This window comes from Arthrobacter sp. 35/47 (assembly GCF_000520475.1).
Taxonomy (GTDB): Bacteria; Actinomycetota; Actinomycetes; order Actinomycetales; family Micrococcaceae; genus Arthrobacter_D; species Arthrobacter_D subterraneus.
On the sequence record NZ_KI914595.1, the window covers coordinates 14,455 to 37,821 of the forward strand.

Sequence of the window (23,367 nt, forward strand, 5' to 3'; positions counted from 1 at the left end):
CCCGCCGGTGAAGTGCCGGCGGGCCTGACTTTCCTCGCAATGGCTGCGGCGCTGGGGCTTGGCGCGGGCGGGGTGTTCGCCTGGGTGGGCGTGTTGTCTCCACCGGAGAAGGTTGGAGCGGTAGCCGGAATTGTCAGCGCTGCCGGAGGCCTGGGAGGCTACTTTCCGCCGCTGGTGATGGGAGCTACCTACAATGCCGAAGACAACAGCTACTTCATCGGGCTCATGCTCCTCAGCGTGACCGCCTTGGTCGCCCTGCTCTTCACCATCTTCGCGGTCAAGAGCCGGCCCAGGCAGGTCCGCGCACAACCAGGCTGAACCCTGCCCCTGTGCGCTATCGGGTTCGGCGCGCTGAGCAACAACTTTCCGGTGCATCTATCCTTGAAACATGAGGATCAATGCGTTTGCTGACGTGTGCCTGCGCGCCGTCATGCTGCTGGCCTCAGCCCCGCCGGGTGAACTCCTGACCTCGCGGGACATCGCGGACGCCATCGGTACGCCGTACAACCATGTCAGCAAGGCCATCGCGAGGCTGCGTGACCTGGGGCTGGTGGATATTACGCGTGGACGAAGCGGTGGAGTGCTTCTCAGCGCTGCCGGACGCCGTGCGACAGTCGGCTGGGTGCTCCGCCAGCTTGATGACCGCACCGACGTCGTGGACTGCGAAAGCGCCACGGGCGGGTGTCCCCTCAACCACCGGTGCTCGCTGCGTGCCGCCCTCCGCCGGGCGCGTGAGGCTTTCTACTCCGAGCTCGACGACCTCGTCATCGCAGAACTGCCGAAACCGCAGCAGATGGGGCCTGTTTTTGTGACGTTGCACACCCGTCAATCTGCCTGACCGCGCCAATTCAAGTAACTTTTCTACACACTGTAGAAAAGTGTCCGAAAACTAGCATTTTCAATGCTAGTTTTCTCTTGTAAGTCCCTTCCAACGCAGGAGAAACGATGCTTTCGGACCAGTCCCTTCCCATTGTCGAGGCCACCCTTCCCCTCGTGGGCGAACGCATGCCGGGCATCGCGAAGAACTTCTATGGCCGTCTTTTCGCCGCCCATCCCGAGCTGCTTGACGGGCTGTTCAGCCGCTCAAACCAGAAGAACGGATCGCAGCAGCAGGCGCTCGCCGGCAGCGTTGCCGGATTCGCGGCCCATCTGGTGAAGAACCCGGACACATACCCCGAGGTGATGCTCTCCCGGATTGCCCACAAGCACGCCTCCCTGGGGATCGCGCCTGAGCAGTACGACGTCGTCTACAAGTACCTGTTCGAGGCAATCGCGGATGAGCTCAGTGACGTGATCACCAGCGAGATCGCCGACGCCTGGAGTGAGGTCTACTGGCTGATGGCCCACGCGCTGATCAAGATCGAGAAGGGCCTGTATGCCGCCCAGGCCAATGACAGGCCATGGAGCCCCTGGGCCGTCGTCGACAAGCAGCCGGCCGGAACCGCAGCCATGACGTTCACCCTGGAACCGGCGGACGATACTCCGGTAACCATTGCCCAGCCCGGCCAGTTTGTGAGTGTACGCGTGCAGTTATCTGATGGAATCCGTCAGGTGCGCCAGTACACCCTTTCGGCAGAGACGAGCTCACACCGTCGCGTTTTCACTACCAAACTCGACGACAACGGTGAAGTATCACCGGTCCTGCACAGCACAATCGCGGTGGGGGACACCATCGAGGTATCCAACCCCTACGGTGACGTCACCCTGGCTGACGGCGAGACCCCGCTGGTGCTCGCAACCGCGGGTATCGGCTGCACTCCCGCCGCATCCATCCTCCGTTCCCTCGTGGAACAGCGCTCGGACCGCGAAGTCCTCGTGCTTCACGCGGAGCGGAACATGGAGCAGTGGGCGCTGAAGGACCAGATGAACGCCGACATCGAAGCACTCGCCGGCGCGGAGCTGAAACTCTGGCTGGAGAATCCCACTGGCGGCGCACACCCCGGGTTCATGTCATTGAAGGGACTCGATCTTCCGGAGGGCGCGTCGGTCTACCTGTGCGGCCCGCTTCCGTTCATGAAGAACATCCGCGCTGAAGCTCTCGCTGCCGGAGTTCCGGCCGAACGCATCCACTACGAGGTGTTCGGCCCGGACCTCTGGATCGGCTCCGCAAACTAGTCCAAAGGGCAACCGGTAACCATGGCCACCAAACCACAGCGGCCGACGACGGCTCGGGCTTCCTGGCATCGCAAGGCCAGCAGGCCCGTGCTGGTCTGGTTTGTGCTGCTGATCGTTCTGGCCATGGTCCACCGGTGGGTGCCCGAGGCCCGTTGGCTGCTTGTCCACATGTTCGTGCTGGGAATGGTCACCAACTCCATCCTGATCTGGAGCCAGCACTTCGCCGAGGCGCTCCTGAAGAACCGGCTGGGCGAGGAGGCCAGGCGCACCCAGGTGGGGCGTATCCGTCTCCTGAACCTCGGCATTGTTGTCACGATCGCTGGAGTGCTCGCCGGGGTCTGGGCGCTGACACTGGCGGGTGCCGTCGTCGTCGGTGCGATGGTCACCTGGCATGCGGTCTCCCTGATGCAGCAGATGCGCAGGGCGCTGCCGTCCCGCTATGGCGCGACGATCCGCTACTACATTGCTGCGGCGCTGTTGCTGCCGGTCGGTGCAGCCTTCGGCGCCGTTCTGGCCTACGGGCTGGACGGGCAGGCGCATGGGCGATTCCTGCTGGCCCACCAGGCAGTCAATATATTGGGCTTCGTGGGGCTCACAGTGATGGGCACGCTGATCACGCTGTGGCCGACCATGCTGCGCACCCGCATGGTTGACGGGCTCGCGCGGGCAGGGCGCTGGGGCCTGGCCGCGCTGCTCGGCGGAACTGCCCTCACGGCTGCAGGCGCGCTGGGCGGCTGGCCGGTTGTCGGGGCGCTCGGTGTGCTCGTCTATCTCGACGGCGTGGGCTTCATTGGGCTGTATCTGTTTCGATGCGCCCGGCGGAAACGTCCCGACGACTATCCGGGTTTCTCCGTGGCGGCCTCCCTGTTGTGGCTGACCGGTTCCCTGACCGCGCTTTTTCTGATCATCGTGACCGGACCCCTTGAGCCGGGGCGGTTGCAGGCGCTGACCGTGCCGTTTGTTGGCGGCTTCATGGCGCAGGTGCTCCTGGGTGCCATGAGCTTCCTCATGCCGACCGTGATGGGTGGTGGTCCGGCGGCGGTTCGGGGCGCACTGGCGGAACTCAGCCGGTTCGCGATGCTGCGCATTGTGGTCATCAACCTCGGCCTGCTGGTCTTCCTGCTGAGCGAGGCGAGCTGGGTACGTGTGATCACCTCGGCCCTCGTGCTGTGCGCCTATGCCGCGTTCCTTCCGCTGATGGTCCGCGCAGTGAGGGCTTCCGTTGCCGGGCGAAAGGCGGCACTCAGCGAGCCCGGGGCGCCCGTTCGGGTGCGCATTGAGCAGCCGCCGGCCTCGCCACGACACCTGGTGTGGTCGGCCGCGGGTGTTGCCGTGGTGCTGGCAGGAATCGGGGCGGGCATCCTCGTTGACCCCGCCGCCGTCGGACTGAATCCGGGCGAGCGAACGGCGGTGACAGCGACCGGGCAGACCACGACGGTAAAGGTCTCTGCGCGCGACATGCAGTTCTTTCCGGCGTCCGTGGTGGTGCCCGCCGGAGACAGGCTGGTCATCGAACTGACCAACGACGATCCGACGACCGTCCACGACCTCGGTTTCCAGGGCGGGGTGAAGTCGGTCCGGCTGCATCCCGGAGAATCGACCATCCTCGACGTCGGTGTGGTTTCCGAGGATATGGAGGGCTGGTGTACCGTCGTCGGGCACCGAAGCATGGGAATGGTTTTCGGCATCAACGCCCTGGGGGCGATTGCCGGCGAAGAAGCGGATTCCGGGCATGGTGCCCACGCAGGCGCGATTGACGATGTCGCCGAACCGGTCGACCTGTCACGGAAGCCGGCGCCGGACTTCAAGGCGCGGGAGGCTGCGCTGGAACCGGCCGCTGCCGGGACTACCCACCGGTATACCTTCACCATTGAGCAGGCCCAACGCGAGATTGCCCCCGGGGTCAAGCAGGAAGCGTGGACGTACAACGGCCAGGTGAACGGGCCCACGCTGCGCGGGAAGGTCGGGGACACGTTCGAGATCACCCTGGTGAACAACGCTTCCATGGGCCACTCAGTCGACTTTCACGCCGGTGCCGTGGCGCCCGATCAGGTGATGCGGACGATCCCTCCCGGAGAATCGCTGATCTACCGGTTTCGCGCGGAACATTCCGGCATCTGGCTCTACCACTGCGCCACGCCGCCGGTTTCCGCTCATATCGCCTCCGGGATGTTCGGCGCTGTGATTATCGATCCACCGGACCTGCCCGCGGTGCACCGTGAGTATCTGCTCATCCAGTCCGAGGCCTACCTTGACGAGGCTGCCGGCAGGGTGGCTGTCGGCAGGATTGCTGCGGAACAGCCTGACGCCGTGATGTGGAACGGGCATGCGAACCAGTACATGTTCCGCCCGCTGGAGGCTGCAACCGGCGAGCGGGTCCGGCTCTGGGTACTGGCCGCCGGGCCTTCACGAGGAACCAGTTTCCATGTGGTGGGCGGTCAGTTCGACACCGTGTACAAGGAAGGCGCCTACCTGCTGCCGCCCGGCGGCGCCGAAACGGGAGGCGCCCAGTCGCTGGACCTTGCCGCAGCCCAGGGCGGATTCGTGGAACTCGAGTTCGGCGAAGCCGGGAACTACATGTTCCTCAACCACTCACTGGTCGACGCGGAACGGGGTGCGCAGGGCGTGCTGAGGGTTACGGGGTAATCGAGCTTCCTCACGCCGAGCTTGACTCACATTGTGGGCCTGTGCTCACATTGTAGTTATTAGCTGTGGCCTGCATCACTCATCGAGCATGGCAGTGCCGCTGCCGTCCCGGTGAAAGGAACCGCGTGGAAGACACGATCGCTCCGCTGAAGGGCGTCCGGGTGCTGGAACTCGGCAACTACATTGCTGCCCCCACCGCCGGCCGGATGCTCGCTGACTTCGGGGCTGAGGTGATCAAGATCGAGCGGCCGCGGACCGGGGATGAACTGCGCAACTGGCGCCTCTATGCCGGAAACACGTCAATGCTGTACCGGACGGTCAACCGGAACAAGAAATCCATGGTGCTGGATCTGCGCAGCGAGGAGGGCCGCGCCCTGGTCCTCGAACTGGCCGCCAAGTCCGACATCGTCCTGGAAAACTTCCGCCCCGGCACCCTGGAGAAATGGGGCATCGGCCCGGAGCGCCTGAACGAGGTCAACCCTGATCTCATCCTGACCCGTATCTCGGCCTTTGGGCAGACTGGCCCGCTTTCTGCCCGCCCGGGCTTCGCCGCCGTGGCCGAAGCCTTCGGCGGCTTCCGCGAACTTGTGGGTGACCCGGACCGGCCTCCGGTCCGCGTGGGCGTCTCCATCGGGGATTCGATCGCCGGCATCTACGCCGCGTTCGGCTCAGTGATGGCGCTCTTTGAACGAGAGACCCGGCGCGGCAGAAAGCCGATACCGCTCGAGCACCGCATCATCGACGTCGCCCTCAACGAGGCAATGCTCTCCGTCATGGAATCCCTGGTGCCGGACTACACCGCCTACGGCATCAGACGCCAGCGCACCGGGGGGCGGATGGAGGGCATCGCGCCGTCGAACGCCTATGTCTGCAAGGGCGGCGCCAGCATTGTGGTGGCCGGCAACGGCGACGGCATCTTCAAGCGGTACATGGAGGCCATCGGCAGGCCGGATCTCGGCAACGATCCCGCACTGCAGTCCAACGCCGCACGCTGGGAACGCCGGGAGGAACTCGACGCAGCCATTGGCGAGTGGAGTGCGCGGCACACCGCTGCCGAGGCGCTCGCCATCCTGGACGAGGCCGGAGTGCCCGCCGGCCCCATCTACACGGCTGCTGACATCGTGGAGGACGGGCAGTACGCGGCCCGGAACATGATTCAGCGCTTCAGCGTTTCCACCGGAGAGCACATGCTCGACGACGTCGCGTTCCCGGGAATCGTTCCCGTGATCGGCGGCGAATCGCTCCCCATCCGCAACCTCGGCCCGGACCTCGGCGAGGATACGGCGGGCATCCTCCAGGAACTGCTCGGCCGCTCCGCCGAAGAAACCCAGCGCATTCTCGAAGACATGGGCGCAGCCCTCGAACAGGAGATCCGATGAACCGCACCGCCGCTGTCCTCCGCGACGTCACGCTCCGCGACGGGCTGCAGCTGACCGGAGGGCTCCTCGCCACCGACCGCAAGGTCGCCATCATCCGGTCCCTGCTCGACGCCGGAGTGCCGGCACTGGAAATCGGGTCCATGGCCCGGCCGGACCTGGTCCCTCCGATGGCGAACACCCTCGAGGTCATCGGCGCCCTCACCGAGGAGGAACTGGCGAAGTGCTGGATCTGGGTCGCCACCCCCCGGCACGTCCAAAAAGCCACGGCCGCCGGCGCCCGCAACCTGCAGTACTGCCTCAGCGTCTCCGACGCCCACAACCAGGCCAACATCGGGCGCACCACCGAAGCCAGCATGGCGGCACTGCCGGAAGCAATGGACTACGCGCACGACGCCGGCGCCTCCCTCCAGCTGTGCCTCGCCACCTCCTTCACCTGCCCGTTCGACGGGCCGGTGGACCCCGACAAAGTGCTCGAACTCGTGGCTGACGAGCGCGGCCGGGGAACCAGCGACGTGGTCATCTGCGACACCCTGGGCCACGCAGTCCCCGCCGAGGTGTCCAGCCTGATCAGCCGGACGGCGGCGCTGACCCCGGAACGGGGAGTAGTCTTCCACGGCCACGACACCTGGGGAATGGGCGTCGCCAACGCCCTGGCCGCCGTCGACGCCGGGGCCTACATGGTGGACGGCGCCCTCGCCGGTCTGGGCGGCTGCCCCTTCGCGCCGGGCGCCTCGGGCAACACGGCAAGTGAGGACATCCTGTTCGCAACCCGGCCGCACTGGCTCACGCCGTCGTCGTTCGCTGAACTGGTCACCCTGGGAGAGGGAATCATCGCGGAACTGGGTGAGAGCAACCGGTCCAAAGCTGCGCAGGGCGCGCGCTCGAAAGCCGGCGCGTTCGACTGGGTGATCTGACCCCGGCGCCGGTCAGCGCAGTGGGCTGCCGCCGGGCACACGGCCGCCGATCATCCGGGTGATCCGTTCGGTGGCCTCCAGCAGGTTTTCCACCCACGCCTCGCACAGTTCGGGGGGCATGCGCAGCGACGGGCCCATGATGGTCAGCGCGCCCACCACGTCCGCCTGCGCGTTGAACACGGGCGCGGAGAGACCGCTGGACCCGGACTCGCGCTCGCCGATAGTGATGGCGTAGCCGTCCGTGCGGGTGCGCCGGATTGCCTCGCGTAGCCGCTGGCGGTCGGTGATGGTCTCCTCAGTCAGCGGATCGAGGTCCCTGGCGAGAATCCGAGCGGCAAGCTGCTCGTCCCAGGCGAGCAGCACACGCCCGGCGGACCCGGCATGCAGCGGCAGGATGGCACCGACGTGCATGGCCCGGCGGAGCATGTGGTGGGTTTCGGCCATTGCCACACACACGCGGTAGTCCAGCGACGACTGGTAGAAGCACACCGTCTCACCCAGCGAATCCCGCAACTCCCGCATGACCGGTTTGAGCGTCTCCAGGATTTCGACGCCGTGCGTGGCGGGGGCCGCCCAGTAGGACAGCTTCACGCCGACGCGGTAGCCGTCCTGGGTCTTGTCGAGGAAACCGTGCGCCACCAGATTGCCCACCAGACGCTGCACCGTTGACGTGGGGAGGTCCGTGGCCTTCCGGATATCCGCCAGCGTGAGTTCAGGCCTGCTGAGGGAGAACGCATCGAGGATGCTCGCGATCTTGTTGAGGACCAGCAGCGGCGCGGGTCCCGATTCTTGGGCGGCAGGCATACCTCCCATCCTAGAACCGGTTCCCGCGCGTATTGTCAGCTCCCGCCGCGCTGCGCGTCCTCTTCGTTGACCGGGCGGTCGTCATCCGCGGCGTCCGTGGCCGCGCCCGACGGCGTTGCCCCGCCCTCGCCGGACCAGTCGCCCTGGTTGCTGGCGTCACTGGCGGGATCGGACTGGACATCCGGCTCCACCGGCGGCTTGCCCGGCAGGTTCTCCCGAATTTCCTGCGGCTCGTCCGACGTGCTTTCGCTCATGGTGTCTCCTCAGATTGTCTGCTGGCTGGTACCTGAGTCCTACGTGCCCGGGATGGCCGGCGTCAAGCCGTCCATCCGGGGATACAGGCCATCAGAGCCCCAGTTCGGCGAGTACCGGAAGCTTTTCACGCACGGCATTCCTGCCGTCCTCGGCCGTGCGCGCGGACAGCGCCAGCTCCGACAGTTCCCGCGCCTGCTCCAGCGTGACGGTCTTGAGGACGGCGGCCACCGCCGCGAGCGAGCGCGCCGTCATGGACAGCGTGCTGACACCCAGGCCAACCAGTACGACGGCGAGGGCCGGGTCCGCTGCCGCCTCGCCGCAGACTCCCACCGGTTTGTCGGCGCCTTCCACGGCTGCCCCTTCGACGGAAAGTTTGACGAGTCGCAGTACCGCCGGCTGCCAGGGGGTGTTGAGGGCAGCCAGCGGGCCGAGCTGGCGGTCGGCGGCCATGGCGTACTGGGTGAGGTCATTGGTTCCCAGGCTGGCGAAGGACACCTCGCGCAGGATCGCATCCGCGGTCAGCGCGGCGGAAGGCACTTCCACCATGACCCCCGGTGTCTGCAGCCCGGCCTCGGCGCACATGGAGGCGAAGGTCGCGGCCTCGTCCGCCGTCGAGATCATCGGCGCCATCACCCAGACGTCCGCCTCGGACTGCCCTGCGGCCCGTGCAATCGCCTCAAGCTGGCGCTGCAGAACGCCCGGGGAGGTCAGGTCCGTGCGGTAGCCGCGCACGCCGAGCGCCGGGTTGGGTTCGGTTGCGTCGGTGAGGAAGGGGAGCGGCTTGTCCGCTCCGGCGTCGAGGGTGCGGAGGACCACCTTCTTGCCGGGGAAGGCGTCGAAGACTCCCTGGTAGGCGGCGGCCTGCTCGTCGACCGTGGGCTCGCTGTCCCGTTCAAGGAAGCAGAACTCGGTCCGGAAAAGGCCGACGCCCTCGGCTCCCAGTTCAGCGGCCGCTGCCGCATCTTTCGCGCCGCCCACATTGGCGAGGAGCGGCACCAGGTGGCCGTCCGCCGTCGTGCCCTGTCCTTCGAAGGCAGCCAGCAGGGACGCCGTTTCACGCCAGGCGACCGCGGCGTCACGCTCGGCGTCACCCGGTTCGGCGACCACCGTGCCGGCGGCGCCGTCCACGAAGACCTCAGTGCCGTCCGGTAAATCCTCGACGCCGGTCGCGGCCACCACGGCGGGAAGGCCGAGCGACCGCGCGATGATGGCGGTGTGGGACTGAGGCCCACCGCCCGAGGTGACGAGGGCAAGGACGGTCTCGGGGTCAAGCGTTGCGGTGTCTGCGGGCGCGAGGTCCTCGGCGACGAGGACAAAGGGGGTGTCGGATGCCGGAATGCCCGGCGCCGCCTGGCCGCGGAGTTCGGCGACGATGCGAGCGCGGACGTCCAGCACGTCGGTGGCGCGCTCGGCCATATAGCCACCGAGGTTGTGGAGCATCTCGGAAACGGACGCGGCGGACTCCCAGACCGCCCGCTGATTGGAGGTTCCCTTTGCAATCAGCTTCGCGGCGCCTTTCAGGAGCATGGTGTCCTTGGCCATCAGCGCCGTTGCTTCCAGGACCGCCTTGCCGTCTCCGGTGGCGCGCTCGGAACGCGCCCTGAGCTCGTCATGGACCGCCGTCGCTGCCTGTTTCAGTTCAGCGGTTGCATCCTCCGCGCTCACGCCCTCGGGAAGCTGTTCACCGGCGGGCGGTTCGCTGACGGGTTTGGGCATCTGGCGGACAGCCCCGATCACTCGGCCTGGGCTGACGCCTACTCCTGGGAAGTTCTGCACTGAAGGTCCTCATTCTCTGCCGGTTCGAAGGTCTACGCACGTGCTCACTATTATGTGTGACGCAGTTCATATAGCGTTGCTATAGGTGCTAGGCTAGCGCCCATGAGTTTCGAAGGCCAGCCACCGGCGAAGATGAGACTGCTGCAAGCAGCCGCAGAACTGCTGGCCAACTCCGCTGGAGCTCCCGTCTCCACCCGCCAGATCACCCAACTGGCTGGGGTGAGCGCGCCCACCCTGTACCACCACTTCGGTGACAAGGAGGGCCTGTATGACGCGGTTGTTTCAGCGGGCTTCGAGGAGTATGTGGCGGGCGAGCGGGATTTCGCTCCGTCCGGGCAGCCGCTGGAAGACATCCGGCGGATGTGGGACAACCACGTGCATTTCGGGCTCAACCAGCCGGAGCTCTACCTGGTGATGTTCGGTAACATCCGTCCGGAAAGCCGCCCCGCCATCGTCGCTGATGCCGAGGCCCTCATGGAGGAAATGCTGAACAAGGCCGCTGCTGCCGGCCAGCTGAGCGTGCAACCGCGGGAGGCGGCCAGGAGCATCCTGGCGGCGAACGTGGGAGTAACGCTCATGCTGATCGCGGAACCCGTGGCTGAACGGAACCTCGACCTCTCCACCATGACCCGGGACGCCATGATCTTTGCGGTGGCCTCGGACCAGGCGGAGCTGGCAGAAGCCTCCGGAAAATCGTCGGTCGTGGTGGCCGCGATTGCGCTGAATGCCGCCCTGCAGGCCTCGCATTCGGATCAGTTATCCAGTTCCGAACTCAAGCTCTTCCTTGAGTGGCTCCACCGGATCTCCACCACGTAGTCCTCCACATCCATCGGACCATCCTGCGCAGGTGCAGGAATCACGGTTAGGAAATCACATGGCAACAGAGACAGCTGCAAAGCCCCGGAGCGGGATGAGGGTTGGCGTCCAGAAATTCGGGACGTTCCTGTCCGGCATGATCATGCCCAATATCGGTGCGTTCATTGCGTGGGGCCTCATCACCGCGCTGTTCATCGAAGCTGGCTGGCTGCCGGTTCCTGAACTCGGTGGTTTCGGTACGGATGCGGAAGGCAACCCGCACACCGGTCTGGTGGGCCCGATGATCACCTACCTCCTGCCGCTCCTCATCGCCTACACCGGCGGCCGGATGGTCTATGACGTCCGCGGTGGTGTTGTGGGCGCCATCGGCACCATGGGTGTCATTGTCGGGGCGGGTATCCCGATGTTCATCGGCGCCATGATCATGGGCCCGCTGGGCGGCTGGACCATGAAGAAGATCGACAGGATCTGGGACGGGAAGATCCGCCCCGGCTTCGAGATGCTGGTGAACAACTTCTCCGCCGGTATCTGGGGCGCGCTGCTCGCGATGATCGGGTTCTACGGGATTTCGCCTCTCGTGGAGGCTTTCAGTACGGCCGCCGGGAACGTGGTCCAGTTTCTCGTGAATAACGGGCTCCTGCCGCTGACCAGCATCTTCATTGAGCCCGCCAAGGTGCTCTTCCTGAACAACGCCATCAACCACGGCGTCCTGACGCCGCTGGGCGTCCAGCAGTCGCTGGAGCAGGGCAAGTCAGTCCTGTTCCTCCTCGAGGCGAACCCCGGTCCGGGCCTGGGCATTCTCCTCGCGTACATGTTCTTCGGCCGTGGCGCGGCCAAGGCCTCGGCTCCCGGAGCGGTGATCATCCACTTCCTCGGTGGTATCCACGAAATCTACTTCCCCTACGTCCTGATGCGCCCGCTGCTGATCCTCGCGGCGATCGCCGGCGGCATGACCGGCGTGGCCACCCTTGCCGTCACCAACGCGGGCCTTGTGGCACCGGCTGCGCCGGGATCCATCTTCGCCGTCCTCGTGCAGACCGCGCGTGACAGTTACTTCGGAGTGATCCTTGCCGTGGTTCTCGCCGCGGCCGTTTCCTTCCTGGTGGCGTCGGTGATCCTGAAGACCGCCAAGCGGAAGGACGGCGACGACGACGACCTCAGCGCCGCAACCTCCCGCATGGAAGCAATGAAGGGCAAGAAGAGTTCGGTGTCTTCCCACCTGACCGGCAGCGGCGACGTTGCGGTGATGGCAGGGCCCATCCAGAACATCGTCTTCGCGTGCGACGCCGGCATGGGGTCCAGCGCCATGGGGGCGTCGGTGCTGCGGAACAAGATCAAGGCGGCGGGTTACCCGGACGTCAAGGTCACCAACGCCTCGATCGCGAACCTTCGTGACGATTACGACGTCGTGGTCACCCACCAGGACCTGACGCAGCGGGCAAAGCACTCCACGGCCAGCGCCGTGCACGTCTCCGTGGACAACTTCATGAACAGCCCGCGGTATGAGGAGATCGTGGAACTGGTTCGGGAGAGTCGCAGCGAGAAGACGGAAGCGGGCACCGATGCTTCGGCCGGTCCCGACTCTGACGCCGGCTCCTTCGGGGGTGCGCACGCCTCCGCAGCCCACGCAGCGGGTGCTGTAGCGGAACCGGAGGCCACGAGGGCTTCTTCCGGCGCACACGCTGCCGGATCGGCAGCCGACGGTGAGCAGCCGGCGTCGGACATTCTGGTCGCTGACAGCGTTATTCTCAGCGGCTCTGCCACCTCCCGTGACGCGGCGATTGACGAGGCGGGGCAGCTGCTGCTGGCCCGTGATGCCGTGGACGAGGGTTACCTCCAGGCCATGCACGAGCGCGAGGAGTCGGTGTCAACGTACATGGGAAGCTTCCTGGCGATCCCGCACGGCACCAACGCCGCCAAGGACCACATCCGCAAGTCAGCGGTCTCCTTTGTCCGGTACCCCGAGGGTCTGGACTGGAACGGCAAGGAGGTCAAGTTCGTGGTGGGCGTCGCCGGCGTGAACAACGAGCACCTGCACATCCTGTCCTCGATCGCCAAGGTCTTCACCGACAAGGCGCAGGTTGCCCAGCTGGAAGCCGCAACGTCGGCGGAGGAAATCCTCGAAATCTTCCGGAAGGTCAACGCATAGTGAAGGCAGTCCACTTTGGAGCAGGGAACATCGGGCGCGGCTTTGTTGGGCTGCTCCTCCACCAGGCCGGTTATGAGGTGGTGTTCGCGGATGTCGCGGACGCCCTGATCAGCCAGCTTGCGGACGCGGGCAGCTACCGCGTCCATGAGGTGGGCGAGCAGCCGGCAGTGCACACGGTCAGCAACTTCCGGGCAGTGAATTCAGATTCCCAGGAGGACCGGCTGGTCCAGGAGATTGCCACTGCGGACCTCGTGACCACTGCGGTGGGGCCTCACATCCTCAAGTTCGTGGCACCGGTGATCACCCGGGGAATAGCGGCCCGGGGGGAAGATGCCGCGCCGCTGCAGGTCATGGCGTGCGAGAACGCGATCAACGCGACGGACCTGCTCAGGGAGTCGATTGATGCTTCCTGGGATGAGGCGATCGGGGCACTGGATGACCGCGCGGTCTTCGCGAACACCGCGGTGGACCGGATTGTCCCCAACCAGGAAGCCGGCCAGGGCCTGGACGTGACGGTGGAGACGTTTTACGAGTGGGTGATCGACCGGACACCGTTCGGGGACAACGCGCCGGTCATCCCGGGAGCGACGTTCGTGGACCGGCTCGGCCCGTACATTGAGCGCAAACTGTTCACCGTGAACACCGGTCACGCCTCCGCGGCCTACTTCGGGTACGAGGCGGGGCTGGAGAAAATCTCGGAGGCCATGGCGGACCCGTCCGTCGCCTCGAACGTGCGTGCGGTGCTTGATGAGACCAGGCAACTCCTCGTGGACAAGCACGGGTTCGACGCCGGTGAGCAGGAAGCCTATGTCCGGAAGATCCTCGGGCGCTTCACCAATCCGCACCTGCCGGACACGGTGAACCGGGTGGGCAGGGCACCCCTGCGGAAGCTCAGCCGGCACGAGCGGTTCATCGGACCGGCAGCGGAGCTCGCCGAACGGGGAACCACGCCGGAGGCGCTGCTGAAGGCAATCGGTGCGGCGCTGCGGTTCGATGATCCCACCGACGCCGAAGCGGTGGAACTGGGGGAGCTTCTGGCCTCCTCCGACGCCGGTGAGGCTACCGGCCGGATCACCGGGCTGAGTCCGGAACACCCGTTGTTCGACGCGGTCCGGAAACTGGTGGAGGAGCGCCAGGCAAAGATCGCGGCCGTCTGACCGGCCCGGTTCCACGCGGAACGGCGCCGCACCCTCCCAGGGGTGCGGCGCCGTCGTCGTTCAGGCGGGCTGCCTCCTAGGCGGGCAGCGGGAGGTGCGGATATTCCGGCTTCCGTTGCTGGAACTGCAGCACGTCCTGGTTCAGGATCACGCCGTCGCGGATTTCGATGGCGCGGCTGATCGTTTCGTTCTCCGCCCACGCCGTGGGACCGGCGATTACGGTTTCGAGGAAGGGCAGCAGGGCCTCGCTGATTTCCCAACTGGCGGAATTCCAGAGGTAGGAGGGGCTGTGGTCCACCGCGTAGTAGTCAATGTGGTCGCCCACGGTGAACATCGGTTCGGCGAAGGTGGTGGGTTTCGCCCAGCTGAACCCCATTCCCTCATCGCAGGAAACGTCCACGATCAGACTGCCGGGGCGGAAAGCGTCCAGGTCTTCGGTGCGCAGGTAGGTCAGCGGTGCGTTGGGGTCCTGCAGCGTGCAGTTGACCACGATGTCGCTCTCGGCCAGGAACGGCGCCAGCGGCACCCGCCCGCGCTCGGTGATGACTTCGCTGAGGAAAGGGGCCTCGCTGTTGTGATCGAACTGCGCAATGCGTACCGAATGGATCGGTGAGCTTACCGCGGCCACGCCCCGGTTGGTCAGGACCTGCACGTCATGGATGCCGTGGGCGTTGAGGGCGGTGACGGCCCCGCGTGCGGTGGCGCCGAAGCCGATGACCACGGCGCTGAGCCTGCGGCCGTAATCGCCGGTGGATCCGGTCAATGCCAGGGAGTGCAGTACCGAGCAGTAGCCGGCCAGTTCGTTGTTCTTGTGGAACACATGCAGGCCGAAGCCGCCGTCGCCGGCCCAGTGGTTCATGGCCTCGAAAGCAATCAGCGTGAGTTTCTTGTCGATGGCCAGCTGGGTGATGGCCGGGTCCTGGACGCAGTGCGGCCATCCCCAGAGGACCTGCCCGTCGCGGAGCTCGGCGAGATCGTCGGGCTGCGGTTTGGGCAGGAGAACGACGTCCGCCTCCGCCAGCAGCTGCGCTCGTGGGGCGATGCGCGCCCCAAGCGAGGTCAGCTGGGAGTCGGGGACGCCCAGGCGCTCGCCGTATCCTTCCTCCAGGATCAGATGCTGCCGGATGTCGGGGGCAATGCGCTGCAGATGCAGGGGGTGTATCGGCAGGCGGCGCTCGTCAGGTTTTCGGGTGCCCGAGAGGACGCCGAGGGTGAGGTGATTCGCTGTGCCGGTCACTTCTTTTTGGGGCTCGGTGTCTTGGCGGTGGCCTTGTCCAGGGAACTGGGGGGTGCTGCCGCGGCTCGTTTGTCGGCGCGCTTTTCCTTGATGGATTTGGCGGATTTCTTGGATGCTGCTTGACGGGGGGACTTGTCAGCCATGAACGCTCCTGTAGCGGAACCGAAGGGGGTTCCTTACTTTGAACGGTACAGGTAGCTGCCTAATGCGGCCGGAGAGAGCCTTCCGTACCGGTGACGTTCCGGTGCACCCATACGGACTGCTCATCCGTGGGGGCTGACCCTGATCGCAGAACGGTGCGTCTTCTAAGCTGGGCGTATGGAAGTCGGCGTGAAGTCCATTCTCACCCTCACGGTGAACCCAGCTCTGGATATCAGCACCTCAACCGAGCGGGTCATCAGCGTCCACAAACTTCGGTGTGGCGCCAGTCGTCTCGATCCCGGGGGTGGCGGGGTGAACGTGTCCAGGGTGGTCCGGCGGCTCGGAGGGCGTACCTTGGCGGTGTACACGGCAGGAGGCCCCACTGGAGAGGCGTACCGCAGGCTCATCGAAGCCGAGCGCATTCCCAGCGTTGTGGTACCGGTCCAGGGGAGTACCCGCCAGAACTTCACAGTCGATGAGACTGCAACCGGAAAACAGTTCCGTTTTGTACTGCAGGGTCCGGAGGTCAGTGAAGGGGAATGGAAGGCCTGCCTGTCTGTTGTTGCCGAGTCAGTCCCGGTCAATGGATACGTGGTCGCCAGCGGTAGTCTCCCCCGGGGACGCCGGACGATTTTTATGCGCGGGTGGCGCGCCTTGCACGGGAGGGCAGTGCGCGCTGCATTGTCGATGCATCGGGCGAGGCCCTTAGCCAGGCCCTCGCCGAGGGGGTCTTCCTCGTTAAACCCAGCCGGCGTGAGCTGGGGGAGCACTTCAGCGTGGAACTTGATAGCCAGCAAAGCCAGATCGAAGCGGCTTCTGCGCTGGTCGCCGACGGATCCGCCGAGTACGTAGCCCTGACCCTCGGTGAAGCAGGAGCAATGCTTGCCACGAAAACCGGCATTATCCGCCTGCCGGTCCCACTTGTGCAGGTGGTCAGTACCGTCGGGGCCGGTGATAGTTTTCTTGGCGCTTTTGTACTCCGACTTGCTCAGGGCCAGCCGATTGAGGCGGCTTTCCGGGCAGGCGTTGCGGCTGGCAGCGCGACCGCGATGACCCCGGCAACGGAATTGTGCCACCGGGCCGACGTCGAACGCCTGGAGATCGAACTCGCGTCGGCGGTTCGTGGTTGAGGACCTGACGGACTCAGCGGCGGACGGTCAGGCTCCGCGAGCTCGGCGGAGCGCGGTCAGACGCGCTGTGTATTCGGTCTCGTCGATTTCACCACGGGCAAACCTTTCCGCGAGCAGGTTATCCGCGACACCCATACCGGATCCGGTCTCCTGCCGCTCTTTACCGGCGCCCAGGGAACGGGCAACGAGAATGATTGCCGTGATGACGGTGCCCCAGAACAGGACAAAGCTCAGCACCATCAGGACGTATCCCCAGCCGCCCATGCTGCCATCCCAATACATCATGGCCGTTTCCTTTCTTCCTCCAGGACACTGTGCCCCGGAAAGATCCGCTGTAGCCAACTATCCCTGCGCGGATGCGGCGGCGTCAGGGCCTTTGGTCCCTGACGTCATACCTCTAACGGGCGAGGACGTTCAGATTGCGGAACCGGCTCTCGAAATGCCTGCAGTTCTGGTTCCAGATCAGGGGCTAAAGGCCCTGACCAGCCACCCATGATTCTGTGATGGTGGAGAGGTGGACGACTGACGGAACAACAGGTGCGCGCCGCCGTGATCGCGCTGAGGAAGAAACTGATATGAAAGCTCTCCAGTACCGGACCATCGGCTCAGTTCCGGAGCTCGTCGAGATTCCAAGGCCCGTCGCAGGGCCTGGGCAGGTGCTGCTGCGTGTGACGGCCGCAGGAGTCTGCCATTCCGATGAGTTCATCATGGGTCTTCCTGAAGACCAATATGTGTACGGACTGCCGCTGACCCTCGGGCACGAAGGCGCCGGCACTGTTGCTGCCCTGGGAGAGGGCGTGACGGGAATGAGCGTAGGGGATTCCGTCCTGGTGTACGGGCCGTGGGGTTGCGGGCGGTGTTATCCCTGTTCACGCGGTGAGGAGAACTACTGCGAAACCGCCGCAGCCCAGGGGATCCGCCCGCCAGGGCTCGGCGCCCCTGGTGCCATGGCGGAATACCTCCTGGTCGATGATGCCCGCCACCTCATTCCATTGACTGATCTTGATCCTGTGACGAGTGTCCCGCTCACAGATGCCGGTCTGACTCCTTACCATGCGATCAAGAAGAGCCTCCCGGTTCTGATTCCGGGATCAGTCGCTGTGGTCATCGGAGCCGGTGGGCTCGGACATGTTGCTGTGCAGATCCTCCGCGCGATTACGCCTAGCCTCGTGATCGCCGTCGACATATCCGAAGACAAGGTCGAACTGGCCCTGGCTGTCGGAGCCCATCATGGGATCGTCTCCACTGGGAACGCCGATGAAATGACCGCCGTCGACCAGGAGGTTCGCGCCCTCTCCGGCGGGCGGGGCGCTACTGCCGTTTTCGATTTCGTGGGACTGCAGTCCACAACGGACCTTGCAGCACGTCTCGTCGCTGTCGGCGGGGAGATCACAATCGTAGGTGTCGGTCCGGGAACAGTGAATGTGGGCCTCTTCTCCACGCCGTGGGAATCATCAGCAAGGGCCACATACTGGGGCTCGCGCCCAGAACTGGTAGAGGTTCTGGAGCTGGCCAGCTCGGGCAGGATCAGTGTCGAGGTTGAACGCTTCACGCTCGACGAAGCGCCTCGTGCCTATGAGCGGCTTCGTGCCGGCACCATCAGGGGGCGCGCCGTCATCGTCCCGAACGCGGAGCAACAGGAGAATGATGCGCCATGACCACGGTGCTGTCTGATCTGACACCAGCGGCGCAGCATCTCGCTCCACCGGAGGGGCCGATGCTCGTCGCGGTGCGTGAATCTGTGGCGGATCGTTCCGCCGTGGATTGGGCTGCCAGGAGGGCGGAGTCGCGGGCGGTCCCGCTGACACTCCTCCATGCTGTTCCGGACCCTTCACTGATGCCTCCCGGAACCGCCTATGAGGAAGTGGTCAGCGCTGGTCGGGAGCTTCTGAACCGCGAAGCTGCGCGGGTTACCCTCGAGCACCCCGGTCTCCGGTTGGCCACTTACCTTTATTGCGGTGACGTCGTCGAGGCTCTGCTAGGACTATCCGCCGCTGCCCCCATGATCGTTGTCGGCGCGGATCGAAGGGACCTTCGCACCGGCGAGTTCAAGGATTCCGTGGCGCTGCAGGTAGCGCTGAATTCAAGCGCGCCCGTGGTCGTTGTGCCACCCGCTTACACCTATGGGCCGGCAAACCAGGACAAAGGGGGAGCGGTGGTGGGCATCGATGGATCAGGCATGTCCCAGGTCGCCCTGATCAGAGGGGCAGAAGAAGCTCATTCGGCAGCTTTGCACCTTACCGTGGTGGTCGCTTCCGGCCCGCTGACCGAGCGGATGGAGGTCACTGCGTCGACGATGTTGCAGGATGTGCGGGTTCGCTACCCGCACATGCGGGTGAGTTGGATTGTGGACGACGCCCACTCACCGGTCCAGCTGCTCAACGCCTATGGGCGTGGCTCGGATCTGGTGGTGATCGGTCGCCATGGGACCGGCGCGCGATCGGGAATGTCCCTCGGGCGGGTGACTCGAAAATTATTGCTGGACCCTCCGTGTCCAACCTTGATCGTTACTCGCCGCCAGCCTGGACTGCCGGACGGGTCTTGACGCCTGCTATGGCTGAACAGTAACGCTTCTGAACGTTAGGCTTGTCGAACCGTGAATTTTCGGACTCTCACGTCGGCAGGAGGCAGCGCGACGTGGTTACAGATCCTGAGGGAAAGCCAATAATGGCAACAGCAGAGCAGCCCCTGACACTGGCCGGCGTGGAAAATCTTCTGAGTGCTTTCGCTGGGATTGCTGAGGATCTCGGTCTGGAAGCGGTCCTGGAACGGGTCATTGCGGCAGCTTGCCAACTCGTGGACGCCAGGTTCGGTGCGCTGGGGGTCATAGGGGCCGACCGCATGCTGAGTCATTTCATCACCGTCGGGCTCGAGAACGAGGAAATTCGCCGGATCGGCCCGCTGCCGACGGGACATGGGGTCCTGGGACTCCTGATCGATGAACCACGCCCGCTACGCCTCTCGGATCTTCGCGAACACCCTCTCGCGTACGGTTTTCCGGCCCATCATCCGCAGATGACGTCCTTTCTGGGGGTGCCGATCCGTATACATGACAGGGTGTTCGGCAACCTCTACCTGACGGAGAAGAACGGGGCAGAGGACTTCTCGGACACGGATGAACAACTCGTTATCGCGCTGGCATCCGCAGCAGGAGTTGCGATCGAGAACTCGCGTCTCTTTGATGAAGCAAACCGGAGGACCCGGTGGTTGGAAGGCGGACTGAACGCAGCGAGGGAACTGCTCGGCCAGCACGACGGCGCCTCCGATGACCTCGAACTCCTTGCCGCCCATGCACTCGGCGCTTCCCAGAGCATGCTGGCGGTGGTTCTGCGGGACTTCGGCCAACGTCGAGGGCTGATCTGTGAAGCAGCGGACGGTATCGAGGTGGATACGCTCCTCGGGCGGCAGATTCACGATGAATCCATACTGGAAAATCTCCCAGCTGCTCTCTCACCAGTGCTGCTGAGCGGTGACGAGGTCGTGGAGGTGCTTCCCGGAGTCTCGAGGGGCACAGTTGGATCTGCGTTGTGCAGCAAACTTCCAGGGGAAGGTGACACGCGTTTCCTTCTCGTTGCCCGCGCGCCGGCTGCAACGCCCTTCTCCGACGTCGATCACGAGATGATGCGGGCCTTCGCATCCCACGTGTCTCTGGCCTTGGAACTGCTGCGCGTACACCGTCAGCGGGAACAGGAAGCGGTGTTCGGAGACCGTGACCGGATCGCCCGTGATCTGCATGACCTGGTCATCCAGCGGTTGTTCGCAGCCGGACTGAGCATCCAGAGTCTGCGCAAACACACGTCACACCCTGAAGCCTTGGAACGAATTTCCGCGGTCACGGCGGAGCTGGATGCGACAATCAGGGAGTTGCGCGACACCATCTACTCACTTCGATCGGTCCCGCAGAACACACCGACCTTCACTTCCTCCATCTTCTCGATGGTGGCCGAGGCTTTTGATGGCTCTGACCTCGAGCCTATTCTCCAGCTGTCCGGTCCACTGGATTCGGTCGACGGCGAGCGGGCGGACCATGTGCGGGCAGTGCTGTCTGAGGCGCTGTCCAATGCACTTCGTCATGCCGGGGCGCACGCCATCACCGTCACGCTACGCGTTGTAAGGAAGCGTCTGGAGCTCAAGGTCGCTGATGACGGCCACGGGTTCAAGCCGCCCAGCCACAGCAGCGGCCTGGCAAACATGAAGCGCCGGGCCGAACTGTGTGCCGGCACAGTCGCCGTCAACAGTGCTCTCGGTGAAGGCACCGAAATTTGCCTTAGTATCCCCTTGGACACAAGCTGGCAGGACAGTTAGCTCAGCCGCGAGATGTACACCGCGGCCTGGGTGCGGCGTTGGAAGCCCAGCTTCGACAGCAGGGATGAAACGTAGTTCTTCACCGTCTTCTCGGCCAGGAACAGCTGACTACCGATCTCCCTGTTGGTCAACCCTTCCCCAATGAGCGCTAGCACCTTCTTTTCCTGGCTCGTCAGGCCTGCCAGGCGCGGGTCCTCGACGGCGGTCTCGCCAAGCCCGGCGATGATCCGTTCCCTCACCCCTGCCTCGAACAGTGATTCGCCGGAAGCTGCGCGGCGCACCCGGTCTATCAGGTCGGACCCCAGAATCTCCTTCAGGATGTAACCGGCGGCGCCTGCAAGGACCGCACCACGCAATGCCTGGTCATCGTCGTAACTCGTGAGGATGACACAGGACAGCGACGGATCAACAGAGCGCACATCCCGGCACACCTCAATCCCTGTGCCGTCCGGCAGCCTCGCGTCAAGAATAGAAACGTCCGGCGAGAGCGCCGGAATCCTGCGGGCTGCTTCTACGGCAGATCCCGATTCTCCGATCACTATGAAACCCTCGCCCTCCAGCAGTTCCCGCAGGCCACGCCGAACCAACTCGTGGTCATCGAGAAGGAACAACGTGATCTGCTGGGACTGATCGCCGTCCGCGGTGCTATCCATCTCTTCCTCCTGATTCTGCGGGATTTACGGCCCGAACTGCTCGAGCTCAGCAGCTATCAGAACCATCATCACCGTCATGGGCCGCCTGCGGCAGGGCCCAATGGCCCATAAAGTCCTACCTGGGCCTTTCGGCCCTGTTCCATGGCCCGCTGCACGACAACGCTGAAATATATACGAGTTCACGGAAGTCTAGGAGCAGGACGCCTGTCATGAACATGACCCACTCAACCAGCACGCCGCGAGTGATCGAGGGACTGCGTAAACCTGTCCTGGTAGGTTACGACGGCTCGGATGATTCCAGCGCGGCGGTCCTCTGGGCTGCCCACCATGCGGCCGCAGCAAAACTGCCGCTCGTCGTCGTCCATTGCTGGGTATGGCCCTACTTCACCGAGAAATTGGGGCCGGTCGCAGGCATCGAAGACAGCGGGCTTCGACGGCAAGCCGAGAAGATCGTGGCAGAAGGACACGACCTCGCGGTCCGTTCGGAGGCAGGGCTGGATGTGCGCGAGCGCCTTATCGTCGGTTTTCCCGCCAACACCCTTACCGAACTCTCCGCCGAAGCCTCCCTCCTGGTGACAGGGACGCGAGGACTGGGGGGCTTTGCGGGATTGCTGGTTGGATCGGTCAGTCTTCACCTCGCATGCAGTGCCTCGTGTCCCATCGTTGTCGTCCGTGAGGCGGAATCTGCGCACGAGGCCGTCCTGGTCGCCGTCGACGGATCACCCGAAAGCGACAGGGCTGTAGGAGTGGCAGTCGATTTCGCGGTAACCCTGGGCAAGTCGCTGCAGCTTGTGCATGTCCAGCATCACGAGCGGAACGCACCCGCCGACGCCAGGGGCGGGAACCCCATCCTGGAACGAGCGTCCAGCAGCCTGCTCTCCGAGCACCTTGGCCTTACCGTCACGCAGGACCTCATCGTCGCGTCCTCTGTCCCAGGGGCCATCGTGCAGCGAGCGCAAGGCGCGGCGTGCGTCGTCCTCGGAGCGAAGGGCAGGAACACCCTGGGTTTGCGGCTGGGATCCACTGTCCATGCCGTCCTGCATCACGCACAAGGCAACGTCGTCGTTGTCCGGTGAGCGCTTATGCTCGTTCCTTAAGATGCGGTGATCATTCTTCGCCGGCCAAGCCGGACGGGGTGCCGAGCCCCTCGGCCCGGACAGGGAGCGCTTCGTCGCCCCGGAGTATGGCGCGGAGCAACCGCCGAGCCTCCCAGTGGAGCGTCACGGGCGCTCTTCCGCGCCGGAGCACCAGTCCCCCGTTCGAGGCTGCGTACCGCTTCTCGAGATCCCCCAACTCCTCGGTTTGCAGCAGCGCTACCGTGCTGTCCTCGGCCGAATCGATCAGCCGGACCAGAGAGGAGGGCCCCGTCAGGTCGGCCGCAACGACGCGCTGCTCGCTCGCGGCAAATATTGTCCTTTGCGCCGCACGCGTCACAACCAGCGGGCGGGTCGGCCCGTCCAGCAGCCCGGTTAACACGTCGGATGCGGCGTCAGGGCGGCCGGTTCTCCGCGCGGCCGCCTGCATCCGCTCCAGGCGACCCGGCTCACGCAGCACTTCGTCGATCTTCCAGCCGATCGTCGAGCTGCTGTTACAGCGCACAGCCGCCCCCTGCTCCAGCAGGTAGTCGCCGTTGCGAACCTCCTGCCCGGGGATGGGGTTCACCAGCACCATAGGCAGCCCTGCAGCCATGCACTCCGATGCCGACAGCCCGCCCGGCTTACCCACAAACAGGTCCGCGCGGCGCATCAGCTGCGGCATCTCCGACGTGAAACCGAGCACGCGGTAGCGGTCGCCTGCGGGCGCCACCAGGCGCTCGATGCGCTGCCGCAGCGCATCATTGCGTCCGCACACGACCGTGGCCGTGAATGGTGATTGCATATGCATCGTCTG

At 64.9% G+C, this 23,367-nt stretch carries 20 protein-coding genes and 2 pseudogenes; 14 read left to right on the forward strand and 8 right to left on the reverse strand.

Annotated elements, in window-relative coordinates:
- From X803_RS21845 to X803_RS0108655, 6 genes and pseudogenes are all read left to right on the forward strand, one after another.
- Positions 1-318 (forward strand): annotated as a pseudogene (locus tag X803_RS21845) (MFS transporter); the annotation flags it as partial.
- A gap of 70 nt (positions 319-388) precedes the next feature.
- Positions 389-838: an RrF2 family transcriptional regulator gene (locus X803_RS0108635; protein ID WP_026544828.1), complete on the forward strand. Its 450-nt coding sequence runs from the start codon at positions 389-391 to the stop codon at positions 836-838.
- Between the two features lie 107 nt (positions 839-945).
- The gene (locus X803_RS0108640) at positions 946-2,115 is read left to right on the forward strand and encodes a globin domain-containing protein (protein ID WP_026544829.1); all 1,170 of its coding nucleotides are present in this window, start codon (positions 946-948) and stop codon (positions 2,113-2,115) included.
- Between the two features lie 21 nt (positions 2,116-2,136).
- Positions 2,137-4,761, forward strand: coding sequence for a multicopper oxidase domain-containing protein (locus tag X803_RS0108645; protein WP_026544830.1), 2,625 nt, complete (start codon positions 2,137-2,139; stop codon positions 4,759-4,761).
- Between the two features lie 125 nt (positions 4,762-4,886).
- A complete protein-coding gene (locus tag X803_RS0108650) occupies positions 4,887-6,140 on the forward strand; it encodes a CaiB/BaiF CoA transferase family protein (RefSeq protein WP_026544831.1) in 1,254 nt (417 codons plus the stop codon).
- Positions 6,137-7,054, forward strand: a complete 918-nt coding sequence (locus tag X803_RS0108655; protein WP_026544832.1) for a beta/alpha barrel domain-containing protein — start codon at positions 6,137-6,139, stop codon at positions 7,052-7,054. Before X803_RS0108650 ends, X803_RS0108655 begins: the two co-directional genes overlap by 4 nt.
- Before the next feature lie 12 nt (positions 7,055-7,066).
- Here X803_RS0108655 and X803_RS0108660 read toward each other — a convergent pair whose 3' ends face one another.
- From X803_RS0108660 to ptsP, 3 genes are all read right to left on the reverse strand, one after another.
- Positions 7,067-7,858: an IclR family transcriptional regulator gene (locus X803_RS0108660; protein ID WP_026544833.1), complete on the reverse strand. Its 792-nt coding sequence runs from the start codon at positions 7,856-7,858 to the stop codon at positions 7,067-7,069.
- Between the two features lie 35 nt (positions 7,859-7,893).
- On the reverse strand, positions 7,894-8,112 hold the full coding sequence (locus tag X803_RS18790) for a hypothetical protein (RefSeq protein WP_035778368.1): 219 nt from the start codon (positions 8,110-8,112) through the stop codon (positions 7,894-7,896).
- Positions 8,113-8,203: 91 nt separating this feature from the next.
- Positions 8,204-9,889, reverse strand: coding sequence for a phosphoenolpyruvate--protein phosphotransferase (gene ptsP, locus X803_RS0108670; protein WP_026544834.1), 1,686 nt, complete (start codon positions 9,887-9,889; stop codon positions 8,204-8,206).
- Positions 9,890-9,991: 102 nt separating this feature from the next.
- Here ptsP and X803_RS0108675 point away from each other — a divergent pair, with 102 nt between their 5' ends.
- The 3 genes from X803_RS0108675 to X803_RS0108685 are packed head-to-tail and all read left to right on the forward strand — an operon-like array spanning position 9,992 to position 14,011.
- Entirely contained in the window at positions 9,992-10,705 is a 714-nt protein-coding gene (locus tag X803_RS0108675; RefSeq protein ID WP_026544835.1) for a TetR/AcrR family transcriptional regulator, read from the forward strand.
- Between the two features lie 58 nt (positions 10,706-10,763).
- The gene (locus X803_RS0108680; protein WP_026544836.1) at positions 10,764-12,854 is read left to right on the forward strand and encodes a PTS mannitol transporter subunit IICBA; all 2,091 of its coding nucleotides are present in this window, start codon (positions 10,764-10,766) and stop codon (positions 12,852-12,854) included.
- Entirely contained in the window at positions 12,854-14,011 is a 1,158-nt protein-coding gene (locus X803_RS0108685; protein WP_026544837.1) for a mannitol-1-phosphate 5-dehydrogenase, read from the forward strand. The genes X803_RS0108680 and X803_RS0108685 overlap by 1 nt, the downstream gene beginning before the upstream one ends.
- A 76-nt stretch (positions 14,012-14,087) precedes the next feature.
- Here X803_RS0108685 and X803_RS0108690 read toward each other — a convergent pair whose 3' ends face one another.
- Positions 14,088-15,248, reverse strand: a complete 1,161-nt coding sequence (locus X803_RS0108690) for a N(5)-(carboxyethyl)ornithine synthase (protein WP_026544838.1) — start codon at positions 15,246-15,248, stop codon at positions 14,088-14,090.
- On the reverse strand, positions 15,245-15,391 hold the full coding sequence (locus X803_RS22420) for a hypothetical protein (RefSeq protein WP_164468357.1): 147 nt from the start codon (positions 15,389-15,391) through the stop codon (positions 15,245-15,247). The genes X803_RS0108690 and X803_RS22420 overlap by 4 nt, the downstream gene beginning before the upstream one ends.
- Positions 15,392-15,566: 175 nt before the next feature.
- Between X803_RS22420 and X803_RS18795 the strand changes: the two are divergent.
- Positions 15,567-16,519, forward strand: a pseudogene (locus X803_RS18795) (1-phosphofructokinase family hexose kinase).
- A 27-nt stretch (positions 16,520-16,546) separates the two neighbouring features.
- Here X803_RS18795 and X803_RS0108705 read toward each other — a convergent pair.
- Positions 16,547-16,804 carry an SHOCT domain-containing protein gene (locus tag X803_RS0108705; RefSeq protein ID WP_026544839.1) on the reverse strand — a complete coding sequence of 86 codons (258 nt, stop codon included), beginning with the start codon at positions 16,802-16,804 and terminating at the stop codon, positions 16,547-16,549.
- Positions 16,805-17,094: 290 nt separating this feature from the next.
- Here X803_RS0108705 and X803_RS0108710 point away from each other — a divergent pair, with 290 nt between their 5' ends.
- From X803_RS0108710 to X803_RS0108720, 3 genes are all read left to right on the forward strand, one after another.
- Positions 17,095-18,177 (forward strand): NAD(P)-dependent alcohol dehydrogenase, encoded by a 1,083-nt coding sequence (locus tag X803_RS0108710; protein WP_026544840.1) that lies wholly within the window; start codon positions 17,095-17,097, stop codon positions 18,175-18,177.
- 59 nt (positions 18,178-18,236) lie between these two features.
- The gene (locus X803_RS0108715) at positions 18,237-19,064 is read left to right on the forward strand and encodes a universal stress protein (protein ID WP_253907429.1); all 828 of its coding nucleotides are present in this window, start codon (positions 18,237-18,239) and stop codon (positions 19,062-19,064) included.
- Positions 19,065-19,186: 122 nt separating this feature from the next.
- Positions 19,187-20,824 carry a GAF domain-containing sensor histidine kinase gene (locus X803_RS0108720; protein WP_035778370.1) on the forward strand — a complete coding sequence of 546 codons (1,638 nt, stop codon included), beginning with the start codon at positions 19,187-19,189 and terminating at the stop codon, positions 20,822-20,824.
- Here the strand turns inward: X803_RS0108720 and X803_RS0108725 are convergent.
- The gene (locus X803_RS0108725; RefSeq protein WP_026544843.1) at positions 20,821-21,477 is read right to left on the reverse strand and encodes a response regulator; all 657 of its coding nucleotides are present in this window, start codon (positions 21,475-21,477) and stop codon (positions 20,821-20,823) included. The genes X803_RS0108720 and X803_RS0108725 overlap by 4 nt on opposite strands.
- Positions 21,478-21,686: 209 nt before the next feature.
- Between X803_RS0108725 and X803_RS0108730 the strand changes: the two genes are divergently transcribed.
- Entirely contained in the window at positions 21,687-22,553 is an 867-nt protein-coding gene (locus X803_RS0108730; protein ID WP_084033563.1) for a universal stress protein, read from the forward strand.
- 31 nt (positions 22,554-22,584) lie between these two features.
- Here the strand turns inward: X803_RS0108730 and X803_RS18800 are convergent.
- Positions 22,585-23,367 (reverse strand): glycosyltransferase (locus tag X803_RS18800; protein ID WP_035778371.1); only part of this gene is annotated, 783 nt, incomplete at its 5' end.

Excerpts from the sequence above, each read along its gene's own strand:
- X803_RS0108635 (WP_026544828.1), top strand. The coding sequence starts at position 389 with ATGAGGATCAATGCGTTTGCTGACGTGTGCCTGCGCGCCGTCATGCTG.
- X803_RS0108640 (WP_026544829.1), top strand. The coding sequence starts at position 946 with ATGCTTTCGGACCAGTCCCTTCCCATTGTCGAGGCCACCCTTCCCCTC.
- X803_RS0108645 (WP_026544830.1), top strand. The coding sequence starts at position 2,137 with ATGGCCACCAAACCACAGCGGCCGACGACGGCTCGGGCTTCCTGGCAT.
- X803_RS0108655 (WP_026544832.1), top strand. The coding sequence starts at position 6,137 with ATGAACCGCACCGCCGCTGTCCTCCGCGACGTCACGCTCCGCGACGGG.
- X803_RS0108660 (WP_026544833.1), bottom strand. The coding sequence starts at position 7,858 with ATGCCTGCCGCCCAAGAATCGGGACCCGCGCCGCTGCTGGTCCTCAAC.
- X803_RS18790 (WP_035778368.1), bottom strand. The coding sequence starts at position 8,112 with ATGAGCGAAAGCACGTCGGACGAGCCGCAGGAAATTCGGGAGAACCTG.
- X803_RS0108675 (WP_026544835.1), top strand. The coding sequence starts at position 9,992 with ATGAGTTTCGAAGGCCAGCCACCGGCGAAGATGAGACTGCTGCAAGCA.
- X803_RS0108680 (WP_026544836.1), top strand. The coding sequence starts at position 10,764 with ATGGCAACAGAGACAGCTGCAAAGCCCCGGAGCGGGATGAGGGTTGGC.
- X803_RS22420 (WP_164468357.1), bottom strand. The coding sequence starts at position 15,391 with ATGGCTGACAAGTCCCCCCGTCAAGCAGCATCCAAGAAATCCGCCAAA.
- X803_RS0108705 (WP_026544839.1), bottom strand. The coding sequence starts at position 16,804 with ATGATGTATTGGGATGGCAGCATGGGCGGCTGGGGATACGTCCTGATG.
- X803_RS0108710 (WP_026544840.1), top strand. The coding sequence starts at position 17,095 with ATGAAAGCTCTCCAGTACCGGACCATCGGCTCAGTTCCGGAGCTCGTC.
- X803_RS0108715 (WP_253907429.1), top strand. The coding sequence starts at position 18,237 with ATGCTCGTCGCGGTGCGTGAATCTGTGGCGGATCGTTCCGCCGTGGAT.
- X803_RS0108720 (WP_035778370.1), top strand. The coding sequence starts at position 19,187 with ATGGCAACAGCAGAGCAGCCCCTGACACTGGCCGGCGTGGAAAATCTT.
- X803_RS0108725 (WP_026544843.1), bottom strand. The coding sequence starts at position 21,477 with ATGGATAGCACCGCGGACGGCGATCAGTCCCAGCAGATCACGTTGTTC.
- X803_RS0108730 (WP_084033563.1), top strand. The coding sequence starts at position 21,687 with ATGAACATGACCCACTCAACCAGCACGCCGCGAGTGATCGAGGGACTG.